This window comes from Pedobacter sp. AC212, assembly GCF_979258625.1.
Genome location: NZ_OZ409870.1, coordinates 3,036,744 through 3,051,279 on the forward strand (window position 1 = coordinate 3,036,744; position 14,536 = coordinate 3,051,279).

Annotated in this window: 10 protein-coding genes, 1 pseudogene and 1 riboswitch; of the genes and pseudogenes, 6 read left to right on the top strand and 5 right to left on the bottom strand. The window is 36.2% G+C overall.

Annotated elements, in window-relative coordinates:
• Positions 1–51: 51 nt before the first annotated feature.
• Positions 52–239: riboswitch (cobalamin riboswitch) on the bottom strand.
• 133 nt (positions 240–372) lie between these two features.
• Complete coding sequence (locus ACZZZC_RS13285) at positions 373–1,569, top strand: serine hydrolase (protein ID WP_463482470.1); 1,197 nt, start codon at positions 373–375, stop codon at positions 1,567–1,569.
• 108 nt (positions 1,570–1,677) lie between these two features.
• Here ACZZZC_RS13285 and ACZZZC_RS13290 read toward each other — a convergent pair whose 3' ends face one another.
• Positions 1,678–2,556 (bottom strand): polyphosphate kinase 2 family protein, encoded by an 879-nt coding sequence (locus tag ACZZZC_RS13290; protein ID WP_463482471.1) that lies wholly within the window; start codon positions 2,554–2,556, stop codon positions 1,678–1,680.
• A gap of 219 nt (positions 2,557–2,775) precedes the next feature.
• On the opposite strand from ACZZZC_RS13290, the gene ACZZZC_RS13295 reads away from it, so the two are divergent.
• The 3 genes from ACZZZC_RS13295 to bla all read left to right on the top strand — a co-directional run bounded on the left by ACZZZC_RS13295 (position 2,776) and on the right by bla (position 9,443).
• Entirely contained in the window at positions 2,776–5,229 is a 2,454-nt protein-coding gene (locus ACZZZC_RS13295) for a transglycosylase domain-containing protein (protein ID WP_463482472.1), read from the top strand.
• A gap of 139 nt (positions 5,230–5,368) precedes the next feature.
• The gene (locus ACZZZC_RS13300; RefSeq protein WP_463482473.1) at positions 5,369–8,542 is read left to right on the top strand and encodes a TolB family protein; all 3,174 of its coding nucleotides are present in this window, start codon (positions 5,369–5,371) and stop codon (positions 8,540–8,542) included.
• A gap of 31 nt (positions 8,543–8,573) precedes the next feature.
• Positions 8,574–9,443, top strand: coding sequence for a subclass B3 metallo-beta-lactamase (gene bla / locus ACZZZC_RS13305; protein WP_463487397.1), 870 nt, complete (start codon positions 8,574–8,576; stop codon positions 9,441–9,443).
• Between the two features lie 54 nt (positions 9,444–9,497).
• Here bla and ACZZZC_RS13310 read toward each other — a convergent pair whose 3' ends face one another.
• The gene (locus ACZZZC_RS13310) at positions 9,498–9,848 is read right to left on the bottom strand and encodes a GIY-YIG nuclease family protein (RefSeq protein WP_056849298.1); all 351 of its coding nucleotides are present in this window, start codon (positions 9,846–9,848) and stop codon (positions 9,498–9,500) included.
• Between the two features lie 133 nt (positions 9,849–9,981).
• Here ACZZZC_RS13310 and ACZZZC_RS13315 point away from each other — a divergent pair.
• Positions 9,982–10,759, top strand: a pseudogene (locus ACZZZC_RS13315) (helix-turn-helix domain-containing protein).
• A gap of 79 nt (positions 10,760–10,838) precedes the next feature.
• Positions 10,839–11,288 carry a hypothetical protein gene (locus tag ACZZZC_RS13320; RefSeq protein ID WP_463482475.1) on the top strand — a complete coding sequence of 150 codons (450 nt, stop codon included), beginning with the start codon at positions 10,839–10,841 and terminating at the stop codon, positions 11,286–11,288.
• Between the two features lie 83 nt (positions 11,289–11,371).
• On the opposite strand, the gene ACZZZC_RS13325 is transcribed toward ACZZZC_RS13320, so the two are convergent.
• Genes ACZZZC_RS13325 through ACZZZC_RS13335 form a run of 3 tightly spaced genes read right to left on the bottom strand, consistent with a single transcriptional unit; the run spans position 11,372 to position 14,450 of the window.
• Complete coding sequence (locus ACZZZC_RS13325) at positions 11,372–12,064, bottom strand: GDSL-type esterase/lipase family protein (RefSeq protein ID WP_463482476.1); 693 nt, start codon at positions 12,062–12,064, stop codon at positions 11,372–11,374.
• Between the two features lie 26 nt (positions 12,065–12,090).
• A complete protein-coding gene (locus tag ACZZZC_RS13330) occupies positions 12,091–12,996 on the bottom strand; it encodes a glycerophosphodiester phosphodiesterase family protein (RefSeq protein ID WP_463487398.1) in 906 nt (301 codons plus the stop codon).
• Positions 12,997–13,037: 41 nt separating this feature from the next.
• Positions 13,038–14,450 carry a calcineurin-like phosphoesterase C-terminal domain-containing protein gene (locus tag ACZZZC_RS13335; protein WP_463487399.1) on the bottom strand — a complete coding sequence of 471 codons (1,413 nt, stop codon included), beginning with the start codon at positions 14,448–14,450 and terminating at the stop codon, positions 13,038–13,040.
• Between the last annotated feature and the right edge of the window lie 86 nt (positions 14,451–14,536).

Consider the following 14,536-nt stretch of genomic DNA (forward strand, 5'->3'; position numbering starts at 1 on the left):
AAATACGAAAACGCTAAGTACTTCAATCCAAGCTTCAATCCCCGAAAGCTATGAAATTATATGCTAAAGGCAGGTCTTCTGACTTACTCCCGATTTTTAGCCTTCCCATTCCATGATTAGAAAAGTGGCGTAGAATTAAAAATCATTATAGAGCTTACAGCTGCGGGACAGTTTTGGATTTACACCAAATTCCCTTTTAATTCTGTGGCAACACAAAAACCAAAAGCGGCGCAAAGCTAACAAAATTAAACAAGTTGTAAAATGGATGATGGAGAAAGCATTTCTTCAATCAAAAGTTTAACTTTAAATATCAAAGCCAAAATAATGAGAATCCTACTTTTGATCACCCTTTTAATAAACTATTCTGTCGTTATGGCTCAAAAAACTGATACTATTATGCTTAAAAAGTTAATGGAATCAAAGCCAGAATTATTTGGTTCTGTTCTTAACCATCCAGATAAAAACCAGGTTCAAATTTTATACACCCAGATTACCCGTGACATTAAAAACAAACCAAGTTTTAAAAGCTACAGTTTTAATTTAGATCCACACCATTATTTCTATCCTGCAAGCACCGTAAAACTTGCGGCTGTTATTTTTGCTTTGGAAAAAGTGAACCGATTAAAAAGCACAGGCTTAACCGTGAAAAGCATTATGATAACCGATAGCGCTTTTCGGGGACAAACTAAAGTTGAAAAAGACGGCAGTGCGAAAAATGGACTTCCGACCCTTGAGCATTATATTAAAAAGATTTTGCTTACCAGTGATAATGATGCTTTCAATAGGTTGTTTGAGTTTATCGGGCGTGCTGAAATTAATGATAAATTTAAAAAGTATGGTTTTAATGATAGCAGAATTTTGAACCGTTTAGCCATAGGCGACGCGGGAGAAACCGCTAAACATACCAACCCAATTCGTTTTTATAATGACAACCGTTTGGTATATGAGCAAGAAGCAAAATACGATCCGAAAGAATACGAATTGAACTTAACTAACCTGGTAATGGGTAAAGGTTATTTAGATAGCGCAGATAAACTGGTAAATAAACCTTTTAGTTTAGCCAATAAGAACGCATTTGCCATCAATGATCAACATCGTTTAATGCAAAAACTAATGTTTCCAGAAGCTTTACAGGCTCAAGAACGATTTAACCTAACCGCTGCAGATTATAAATTGATTTACACTTACATGAGCAAATATCCAACAGAAAGTGATTATCCAAAATATGATGAAAAGGAATTTTGGCCAACATATGCTAAAATGCTTTATTATGGTAGAGAGAAAAATGTAATTCCGGATCCAAACATCAGGATTTTCAACAAATATGGCGACAGTTACGGATATATTATCGACAACTCCTATTTTGTAGACTTTAAAAATGGAATTGAATATTTACTTACGGCTGTTATACAGAGTAATGAAGACGGGATTTATAACGATAACAAATATGAATATGATACGGTCTGTTTTCCTTTTATGAAAAATTTGGGGCGAACGATTTACGAATTGGAAACCAGTCGTAAAAAGCCTAAACCAGATTTATCTAAATTTAAGATGAATTATCAGTAATGAGATATTGCATTTCGCTGTTAGAAACGACTGTTCTTGATTTAATGGCAATCTCATTTCAGTTAATTTTATAACCAAAAAGAGATTGCCACGTTCAAGCAAGCAGAATTATTCGCTAAGTAAAGCCGTTTTAGTTTCCATCAATTTACCTTGTTCAACTTCGTCCAAAACAGGAAATTTGATATTCAGGCTTTTCAATTTGTCGGCAATTATTTCACTAATTGCTAATCTGGCAAACCATTTTTTATCTGCTGGAATAATATACCATGGCGATTCTTTCGTGCTTGTTTCGTTAATGGCGTCTTCATAAGCCTTCATATAGTCATCCCACAAAGCCCTTTCCTTAATATCACCAGAAGAAAACTTCCAATTTTTGGTAGGGTCTTCTATCCTATCCAAAAACCGTTGTTTCTGTTCATCCTTACTCACATTTAAAAAGAATTTAAGCACTACTGTTCCATTTGCAGCCAAATGCTCTTCAAAATTTTTGATGCTTTCATAACGCTTCTTCCAAAAATTTCTATTGATTTTCTTTACCTCATCAAAACCTGGGAGGCTTTCACTCAAAATATATTCCGGATGAACCTTACAAACCAAAACGTTTTCATAGTGCGAACGATTATGAATCCCAATTCTTCCCCGTTCTGGCAATGCTTTAATATGCCGCCACAAAAAATCATGTTTATATTCTTCGGATGTTGGCACTTTGAAACTAAAAACCTGGCAACCCTGCGGATTTAATCCACTCATTACATGTTCAATAGCGCTATCTTTCCCGGCAGCATCCATCGCCTGAAAAATAATGAGTATAGAATGCGTTGCTGATGCATATAATTTTTCCTGTAAATGATTGACTTCAATTTTTGAGTTTATCAATGCATCTTTGGCCGTTTCTTTATTGTATCCACCGGTAAAATCAGTTTTCGCACTTTTAATCGAAAATTTTTTATCGCCCTGTACAATTAGCTCCTTGAATTCGTTTTTCATTTTTATACCATATTTTTTTGGTGATTGATTCAGTACCTATCGTAATCTCTCAATATTTTCGATCGTGATTAGCATCTAACAATATACAGTTTCGGATTAATCCAGAACCAAAGTTTTAAATATAGTACTAAAAAATTAGTAAATTAAAAACGTTAATTTGCATACAGAGTTTTTTATATTTATCGCCACAGCATTTATCAAATTATCAGCACATTCAATATGTTCAAAGAGATAAAAAACAAGTACTTACGTTATTTTACAATCTTAATATTCTTTATCATTATTTTCTTTTCTGCCCTTCAACTCAATTTTTTGTGGTTGTTTGGCTATTCTCCAAGTTATCGGGACATTAAAACGCCTACATTGCGTGTGGGATCTGAATTATATACAAGTGATGGAAAACTGATTGGTCGATATTTTAAGGAAAACCGTACTCCGGTAAGTTTTAGTGATATTGCGCCAAGTGTAATTAATGCTTTGGTAGCTACCGAAGATGTTCGCTTTTATAAACATTGGGGAATTGATGCTCAAGCTGTTGGGCGTGCTGTTATTGGAATGGGTAAAGATGGTGGTGCCAGTACAATTACTCAACAATTAGCTAAGAATTTATACCGCACCAGGTATAATAAATCTCAAGGTTTTTTAGTGAAAATCCCCTTGGTTAGGACGCTAATTGTAAAGCTTAAAGAGTGGTTAACTGCTGTAAAAATTGAATCCAATTACTCTAAAAACGACATCATAACCATGTACCTGAACACGGTTTCTTTCGGTAATAATACTTACGGAATTAAGACCGCTGCTCGAATTTATTTTGATAAGGAAACCAAAGATCTAGCCACCACTGATGCTGCGATGCTTGTTGGTATGCTGAAAGGGACTAGCCTTTACAACCCAACTAAAAATCCAGAAAAAGCTTTGGTACGCAGAAATGTGGTATTGAGCCAAATGAATAAAAATAATAAGCTAAGCAAGGATAGCTTGGCCATACTTTCTAAAGAGCCCATTAAACTTAAAGAAGGTAAAATGGAAGACGGAAGCGATGGCGACTCCTATTTACGTGCTGCAGTGTCGAAATATCTGGAGAAGTGGTGTACCGATAATGGATACGATTTAAATGAAGATGGCTTAAAAATATATACCACCATCGATTCGAAACTGCAAAAATATGCTGAAGAAGCTGTTGCAGAGCAAATGAAAACTTTACAGCGCAGGTTTTACAGCGTTTGGGGCAATGAAGATCCCTGGTACGATTCTGAAAAGAAGAAAGTGGATTATCCGGACCGGGCAATGAAAAACCTCCCTATTTATGCTTTGCTTCAGAAAAAGTTTCCAAATCAACCAGATTCGGTTACTGCCTATTTCAACAAGAAGAAAAAAATGCAAATTTTTACCTACAAAGGTGATCGCGATACTTTGTTTTCTACCTTGGATTCTATCCGTTACTACGGCAAAATATTGAACACTGGTATGATGACGATGGAACCAGCCAGTGGAAAAATCAAGGTTTGGGTGGGTGGTATCGATCACAAATTTTTCAAATACGATCACGTTAATCAGGCTAAACGCCAGGCTGGTTCTACATTTAAACCATTTGCATATTTAACAGCATTGGAGCAAGGAATGAGTCCTTGCGATAAATTTACTGATAAGCCTGTTAAAATTGAATATAAAGATAAAGGCGAAACCAAGTATTGGGAGCCCAAAAATGCCGATTACAGTGTTACTTACCAGGAAATGAGTTTGCGTTGGGCAATGGCCAGATCTGTAAATACCATTACAGCACAAGTAACTGATAAAGTTGGATGGGATAATGTAGTAAAGTACGCTCATGAGTGTGGTATTGATAGTCATTTGGAATCTGTTCCATCGGTAAGTTTGGGTTCAAACGATGTTACTGTTTATGAAATGGTTAAAGCTTATGCTACCTTCATGAATAAGGGCATAAAAACTGACCCTATTTTGGTTGAAAAAATTACCGATTTAGATAATAACATCATCGAGGAATTTAAGCCTAAAACCAAAAGAGTATTATCTGAAGAGATTGCCTGGTTAATGACCTACATGTTTCGTGGCGGTATGGAAGAACCAAGAGGTACCTCTCAAGCTTTGTGGGAATGGCCAAATCTATTTAAAAAGAATAACCAAATTGGTGGAAAAACCGGTACTTCATCAGATTATGTTGACGCCTGGTATATGGGTTTAACCAAAGATTTGGTAACCGGTGTTTGGGTAGGTTGCGATGAAAGAACGGCCCATTTTAAAAATGGCGAACAAGGTGAAGGCTCTAGAACAGCGTTGCCAATATTCGCTAAATTTATGGATAAGGTTTACATGGATCCATCAACAGGATATACCTACGGTCCTTTCCCGAAAGCGACGGTAGAAATTACCAGAACTTATAATTGTCCTAGTCCGCAATATGTTCGCGATACTAGTTCAAATGATAGTGTCGAGGTAGATTCTACAGAGTTTAATCCTACAGAAACTCCTGAGGTAGCAGAGCCAACAGCAACGACCGAGCAAGAGGTTAAAAAAGATGAAAAGAAGCCTGATCCTGTTCAAAACCAACCTGCAACAACGGTTCCGTTAACGAAAAAAGAAGAGCGTGAACTAAGAAGAAAACAGAGACAGGAAGAGCGTGACAAGAAAAAAAATGAAAGCGGCGGTAATTGATTTTGAACGTGATTTGTACCTCATGATTTCACTGTTTAAAAACTGTTAAATTCCTGATTGTGATTTTAAGAATTGCTATTTTTATCCATTCGATAGAATCTTCGTTATTAATTATTTGAATAATCAAAAACACACATTTATGAAAATAAGCGCTACTTATTTCAAGCAATACATCCCTTTATTGCTTTTGATTATGATTTCGTTTTCTTCCAAAGCCCAATACTTTGGCCAAAATAAGGTTAGATACAAAAAGCTTGATTTTAAAGTTTTGCAGACGCCACATTTTGAGATTTATTACTATCTGAAAAATGAAAACATGCTGAAACGTTTTTCTCAGGATGCAGAAACCTGGTATAAAATGCATCAGGAAGTTTTTAGAGATACATTTTTAACTAAAAATCCTATTATTCTATATAACAATCACCCTGATTTTCAGCAAACTACGGCATTGCAGGGAGAAATAGGGATTGGAACTGGTGGTGTTACTGAAGCGCTAAAAAACAGGGTAATTATGCCTGTAATGGAATTAAACAGTCAAACACGACATGTTTTAGGGCATGAGTTGGTTCATGCTTTCCAATACCATGTTTTATTGGAGAAAGATTCCATTAGTTTAGAAAACGTAGGTAAAACGCCACTTTGGATGGTTGAAGGAATGGCCGAATATCTATCCATTGGTAAAAAGGATGCCTTTACTTCAATGTGGATGCGTGATGCGATGTTGAATAGAGATATTCCATCGTTGAAGGACCTTACCAATTCGAATAAATATTTCCCGTATCGTTATGGTCAGGCATTTTGGACCTACATCGGTTCGCAGTATGGCGATACCACAATAGTTCCGCTATTTAAAAATACAGCTAAATACGGTTACGAAAATGCGATAAGATATACATTTGGTTATGATGATAAAACGTTATCTGGTTTATGGAAAAACTCGATTGATGCGCACTACAAACCGATGTTAAAAGCAGACAGCTCGCAGATTAAAATAACAGGGACTAAAATTATCGATAATAAAAATGCAGGGAACATGAACGTTGCTCCGGCAATCAGTCCTGATGGTAAGTATGTGGCATTCATGTCTGAGAAGGATTTATTTGGCATTGATTTATTTCTGGCCGATGCCAAAACAGGAAGGATTATTCGAAAGCTTACCAGTCAAATATCCAATGGTCACATCGACGATTTTAACTTTATAGAATCTGCAGGGGCTTGGTCGCCAGATAGTAAACAGTTCGCATTCAGTATTTTTAGCCATGGCAAAAACCAGATGATGATTATCAATGTGGCGAACGGATTAACAGTTTCGCAGACAGCAATGAGTCAGGTGCAACAGTTCGGCAATTTAACCTGGTCGCCAAATGGAAAAGATATTGCATTTTCTGGGATGGTTGAAGGGCAAAGTGACATTTTTTCATACAATTTAGATACGAAAGAAATTACACAAATTACCAACGATGTTTATTCAGATTATGCGCCTAGCTATTCTCCAGATGGAAAAAAAATAGTTTTCTCATCAGATAGAGCTGCTATTCAGAATAAAAACATCAACGCGGTATTGCCAATCAATCTGGCCATTTACGACATTTCAGCCAAGGAAGTTAAGAACCTCGATGTGTTTCCAGGCGCAAATAATTTAAATGCGCAATTTTCTTCTGATAGTAAAAACGTATACTTTTTATCCAATAGAGATGGATTTCGGAATTTGTATAAATACAATTTCGATGGCAACACGGTTGATCAATTAACTGATTACTTTACAGGCATAAGCGGAATCACAGAATTTTCTCCGGCCATTTCAGTTTCTGGTACCGATGATATCGTGTATAGCTATTACCGCTACCAACGCTACACCCTTTACAATGCAAAATTAAGCAGCTTTAAAGCGAAGAGAATTGGCAACCAAGAAGAGAATTTTGATGCCGCCATTCTTCCACCGATGGAAAATTATGGGGTAAACATCATCAATTCGAATTTGAACAACTTTGATCGCTTCGAAAAAATTGTTGCCGACTCAATGAAAACCGTTGCTTACCGACCAAAATTTAAGTTGGATTATTTGGCCAATAGTGGCGTTGGAGTTTCAACTAGTCGATTTGGAACCGGAGTTTCTGGCGGAATTGTGGGCATGTTCAGTGACATCTTAGGAACCAACCAAATTATCGCCAACATTTCCGTTAACGGAGAGATTTACGATGCTGGTGGTTTGGTAGGTTACATCAATCAGAAAAGCCGAATAAATTGGGGAGCGGCAATTTCGCATATCCCTTATGTATCGGGTTTTAGTTCTTACGGGTACGAAAAACTACCTGCTGATAATAATACCACTGTAGATGCTTTAAATGAAAGAACGGATATCATCAGAACTTTTGAAGATCAGGTACAGCTTTTTGGCGCCTACCCTTTTAGCAAGATACACCGGTTTGAAGTTGGTGGAGCATTCTCAAGATATAGCTACAGAATTGACCGTTACAGCAATTACTACAATACTGCAGGTTATTACATAGGTTCGGATAGAAAACGCCTCGATAACGAGCAAGCTACATTAGATTACGGCGTTCCGTTTAATTCATTTACACTTTATCAGTTAAACGCTGGCTTTGTTGGCGATAATTCTATTTTCGGTTTAACCGGACCATTAGATGGTTTTAGATATCGCGTAAGTGGTGAAAAATATTTCGGTACTTACAATTTTGCCGGCGCAACTGCCGACTTAAGAAAATATTGGAGATTGAAACCCATTACAATTGCGGCGAGGTCTTACAATACTTTTAGAATTGGGAAAGATGCCGATCGATTATATCCAATGTATGTTGGTTATCCTTATTTAATTAGAGGTTACGAATCCAACTCGATTTACAAAACCACTTCAGCACAATCTTCAGAGTCTTTTGACATTAACCAATTAACAGGAAGCAAGATTGCCGTTTTCAACTTTGAATTAAGGTTACCTTTTACCGGGCCTAAAAAATTAGCGGCGATACCATCTGGATTATTGTTTAGTGATTTAAACTTGTTCTTTGATGCCGGGTTAGCGTGGACAAATGATACAAAAGTTAAATTCAAAAGTGAGCCGACTTACACATCTGAAGTGGTAAGAGACACAAACGGAAACCCTGTATTGGATAGTAAAGGAAATCAGGTTACTTACCAAGCAACAAATGAGCGTGTACCCGCAATGAGCGTTGGTATTTCGCTAAGGGTAAATGTATTTGGATACTTTGTTTTGGAGCCTTACTATGCAATTCCCTTCCAACGGAAGGATGTTAAGGGAGGCGTATTTGGATTAACCTTCGCTCCTGGATGGTAAATTACTTTGCTTAATATTAAAAGAGTTTGAAATGATTTCTGCTGTTAAGTATATCGTATTAATCGCTGCATTATTTTTCAGCGGATCAATCTTTGGACAAAAAGTAAACGAGCCGAAAAATAATCCTAAAGAGTGGTCTGAAAAAACAGAACCGTTTAGAATTGCGGGAAATCTATATTATGTAGGTACTTACGATCTTGCCTCCTATTTAATTGTGACCAACAAGGGTAACATTTTAATCAACACGGGTTTGGCCAATTCGCTTCCGATAATTAAGGAAAATATCAAAAAACTAGGGTTTGATTATAAAGCAACGAAAATCTTATTACTCACTCAAGCACATTTTGACCATCTGGGTGCAATGGCTGACATCAAAGGTGAAACAGGCGCTAAGCTTTATGTTGATGAAAAAGATGCTGCTGCCATTATTTCGGGAGGCAAATCAGATTACGAAATCGGTAAATATGGGGTAACTTTTAAACCCATCAAACCGGATCATCTTCTCAAGAATAATGAAAAATTAACTTTAGGCAATACTACCTTGACTATGCTGCATCATCCTGGGCATACAAAGGGTTCATGTAGTTTCATTTTCAACACAAATGATGATAAAAAAACTTACAGGGTATTAATAGCAAATCTTCCATCCATCATCATTGATAGAAAATTTTCTGAAGTAAAAGATTATCTGGGCATTCAAAACGATTATGCCAAAACTTTTGAAGCAATGAAAAACATCGATTTCGATTTATGGGTAGCCTCCCATGCCAGTCAGTTCAATCTTCATGAAAAACATAAACCTGGAGCTGCTTATAATCCAAATGCATTTGCTGATAAAGCAACCTATTTTAAAAACATCAAAGATTTGGAAAATATTTTTCTCAAAAAGATCAAACAGTAATCATCTAAAAAAATCTTAATTTTGGACATTAAACTAGTCTAAACTTGATAATTGTTAAGATAAACTAGTAAATGCTAGTTTAACCTGGTTAGTCATATTTCTGTGCAACAAAATATTTTCGAAATCTAAACCAATTGTTAAATCAATCCAATCCGGATTACAAGATCTCACCAATCTTTCTTTTTGCATGCGGGTAAAACGGCTGATCACCTTAAAACGAGCTAATGCCTGTGGCTCAGTTTTAAACTCTTCAAAATAAACTAAACGCGTTAACTGTTTTCCATTATCGAAAAATAAGTTCGGCATCTGCTTGTAAAAATCCAATGTCTTAATCAAATCAGAACTCATGCCTACGTGCATGCTTGTACGGTTTCTGTCGGTAACGATGTAAACAAACTTTTTCATTATAATAGATTTAAACATTAAAACTAAACTATTTAGTATACCTTCTTGCAATTCAAAATAATATTACTAACTTTATGAGCATAAAATTACTAACTATTTTAGTAATTCCAAATTTATTTTAAAATTTATTTTTATGTCGAATATTTCAAATAATTTAAAGTACCTCAGGAAGAAAAAAGGCCATACACAGCAAAATTTCGCAGATGTTATGGAGATTAAGCGTTCGCTTATCGGTGCATACGAGGAAGACCGAGCGGAACCAAAATACGATTTACTAAAAAAAATAGCAGAGTATTTCGATCTTACTATCGATGAATTTATCAATGAAAAGATAAGTGACAGCTGGAAACCAAAACCGAAAAGCTCTGGATCAAACTTGAGAGTGCTGAGTATTTCTGTCGATCAAAACGACAGAGAGAATATAGAACTGGTTCCTGTGAAAGCAAGCGCAGGCTACCTAAATGGATTTTCAGATCCTCAATATATTAGCGATCTTCCAAAATTTCAACTGCCGCTCCCAGCATTAAGGCAAGGTACCTTTCGTGCTTTTGAAATTATGGGCGATAGTATGTTGCCTGTTCAACCTGGTAGTGTAATCATTGGTGAGTATTTGGATAATTGGAACGAAGTTAAAACTGGAGAAACGTACATAGTGATCAGTAAGAACGAAGGCGTAGTTTACAAAAAGAGCTGGTAACCGATTCAAAGAAAACAAAGATTTAAAGTTGATTTCAGATAATAAAGTATACGACCCTTATACCATTGCGGCTGATGATATTTTGGAAATTTGGAAAGCAAAAGCCTATATTTCGACTTCATTGCCTGAACCAACTCCAGATCCAACAATGGAAACCTTAACCCAAATGATGTCGCAAATGCAAAAATCCATTTCCCAGCTTAATAAAAATTAACACTTTTTAACTTATCGCGATTAAACCGTTTGCCTTATTTCATATCTATTAGAAAACAAACACATAAAAAAACATAGACATGAAAAAAGCAATTTTAACAATAGCAATCGCAGTAATGGGTTTCACTGCTGCATTTGCTCAAGACAGTACAAAAAGAGCCAGAAGACAAATGCCGAAAATGACCGCAGAGCAGCGGGCTGAAAAGGCAACAGCTAGGTTAGAAAAAGAATTAAGCTTAACTGCTGATCAGAAAACTAAAATTTATGCCGTTGAGCTAGAGAATGCTAAAAAGGTAGAGACATGGAGATCTGCTGATCAAGGTGATATGAAAGGCAAGATGAAAGAACGCAAGGAAGCGATGCAAGCTCAGAAAGCCAAAATAGATGGCATTTTAACAGCAGAACAAAAAACCAAAATGGAAGCCATGAGATCGGAAGCGAGAGAGAAAGGTGACAGAATGAGAAAAGGAATGGGCAAAGGCAAAAGAGATAAAGCGCCAGTGGTTTCAAATCCTCCTACACAAGGTTAAGAATTAAGAAAATATTCGATAAATAGGAAAAGCGTCCAATTAATTTGGACGCTTTTTTCGTTTCCGTGAAGATCGAAATCTCATTAATTGAGGTAGCCTGTATTTTTCAAAAAGTCTGCCCATACCTTATAACCTTCTGGTATCAAATGAAGTCCATCTTTAGTCAGTTCGGCACGTAAATGTTTATCTTGATCCGTAAAATTTGAATACAAATCAATAATCGTTACATTTTTAGCGCTAAGCTTTTTAATTTCCTCATTTAACCAGAGAATGTGGTCATCTTTACCATAATGATTTTTGAATTTGGCAAAAGAGCTATTTACAGGTAGCAGTGTATTAAAATAAATTTGAGTTCTTTTCGATCCTTGTCTAATTCGCGAAATCATTGTTTTATAATTTCTTAAAATCACGCTATCTGGGATATTTCTCGAAATATCATTTATTCCAATAAGAATAAAGATTTTTGCTGGTTTACCATCTATAACATCTTGCAGCCGCTCTAACACACCGAAGGTGATGTCACCTGATATACCTCTGTTTTTTGCTTGAGGCAGATCTAACAGTTTTGCCCAATCGGTTCCAGCTGTGATGCTATTGCCCAAAAACACAAAATCTTTCTTTGATTTGCTATCTGCTTTAAACCGGTTTACAATTTCTACATATTTGCCCGGCCGATAAGTACTGTCCCATTTAACGCTTTGGGCATTGGCAACATTAAACACTTGTAGAGCGATTATAATGATGATAACTAATAATGTAAGATAGTTTTTTCTCATAGTGAATGATTTTTAAAGGCTTGAGGCTACAACTTTGTCTGCACTAAAATATCTGGATAATCAGAAATAATTCCATCAACTTTAAGAGCTTTCAACTTTTTAATATCTTCTGCTGTATTGGCTGTCCATGGCACAATTTTAACGCCATCAGCATGTGCCTTCGCAACCATTTCTTCGTTAACCATTTGCCATACCGGACTCAAGATAAACGGTTTATAACCTAAATCAGCTATATTTTCTTCGTAACTTTTTTTATTGGCTACCAGAAATGAAGTCTTCACCTTCGGATATTTTTTATTAATGATCTGAATCGTTCTTTTGTCGAAAGATTGAATCACCACATAAGGCATGATTTTCTTTTTCTCAATAACATCCATTAATAGTTTAACAAAAACCTCAGGCTCTGGATTGGTCACTCGATCTCCTTTTTCACTACATTTTGTTTCGATATTGTAGAAAAATTGCTTGCTTTTGTTTTTCTTGATTTCGGCTTGAACAGAATCGATCAAACTATTTAATAATGGAATATATTGCTTTGATTTTTGCTGCTTTGGAAACTGATCAAAATATTTGGTTCCAAGATCGAATTTTCGTAGCTCATCATAATTCATTCCGAAAACAGGATATTTTTTCGCATCTGTAACAGGAATCTCGTTCCCTTCAGGCGTAAGCATAAACGCCGGACTTAAATAATCGTCATGCGTGACCACCACCTTGCCATCTTTAGTAATGTGCGTATCCATCTCTAAAGTGGTTATTCCATCAATTTTCATGGTTTGCAACATAGCTGTAATGGTGTTTTCAGGGTAAAGGCCGCGACCTCCCCGGTGCGCTTCTGCGCTAAATACCGGAAATTTAGCTTGCTGAGAAAATCCTACTGACGCTATTAAGGTTGCGCCGCAAAAAAATGATACTGCTACTTTAAACTTCATATTAATTATTTTGAATGCTATAATTTATCTGCCTTCTAGGTTTAAGCTTTGAATTCAGCTTCGAATTTTTCGCCGAAGCGATCTGTTGCTACCACCTTTACTGCTTTTACAGCTGGTGGAAAATGAGCAAGAAATAGATGTTCGGTAGAATGAGGTTCGGGAAAAGTTCTGCCTGCAGGTAGCGTTGCACCTTTGTATAAAGTTACCGTTTGTGGATCATAACCTTTTTGGTTCTCCATCTCTCCCATTGCTTTCCCATCCAGAAAATACTCCACCTTCCATTTCGGATCCCAATTCCATACATTGGCGATCAATCTTTTTTGATTGGTCAATTCATCCACATAAATATGTACTTGCTCCTTTTTATCTAAACCTGTTGATTTATAATACCACTTTAAATTTTTTCCATCTACTTCGTAAACGCCGTAACCTCTTGGTGTTCCATCTTCGCAAACTGGCCCAGTCCACCATGCACCACAAACTGCACCATGATTGTGTTCGAAAATTCCATCGGTAATAACATTACGCATATAATGTGTATGGCCAGACATGATGTGAACATTGGTAAAACCATTTAAAACCGCATATAAATCTGTATTGTTTTTCACCGAATTATGCACTGGAATATGCAAATTGACGATAACCAGCGTATCTTTATCTACGAACTTTAAATCTTTCGCCAACCAATCTAATTGAGCTTGAGAGATATAGCCGTCATATTTGCGTTCTTCTCCTAGATAACGCACATCATCCATTACTACATAGTGTGCTTTTCCGCGATTGAAAGAGTAATAAGTTGGTCCGTAATGCTCTTGAAATGTCTTATCCGAAGTTTCATCGCCACCCAGTCTGTAGTCCATATCATGGTTACCTAAACATTGAAAAAATGGAATACCCATTTCTTTCACTGCTTGATTATAATCGACAAATAATTCATGGTTATCCCAAACAATGTCGCCAACGGTTATTCCATGTATCGGAATGTTTCCCATCGATTGAATTACCTTTTTAGTATCAGGAACCGATGTTGTCATCATTTTCTCGACATCTTTTTTATTCTTTACCTGCGGATCGGCCCAAATAATAAAATTATGGCGATTATCATCTTGTTTCATCGCCTTCAACTCAAAATTTAAATCTGTTTTGGCATCAAGCTGTTCATAATATTTTGCCAAATGGCTATCGGTGGTAAATTCATAACCAGATGGTGTGCTAATCCAAATAAACTTTGCTAAAGGATTTACCTCGATAGTATACTTGCCATTTTTGTCAGTTTGGATTACATTAAAACCATCTGATACCACCACGTTTGCAATACCTTTCCCTTTAGCGGTTACCCTGCCGCTAATTTTATTATCAATATCTAAAAGAGAAAAAGCTGAGTATGATTTTAAGCTTACAAATAAGGTTGTGGTAAGTAATCCAGTTTTTTGGATAAACGATCTTCTGTTCATTTAGGATGAATATGTATTGGTGATTTGATAATTTATGGGAGATATTTAGAATTTGAAGTTGCTTCGTTTTAAAATGTTAGGAGAAA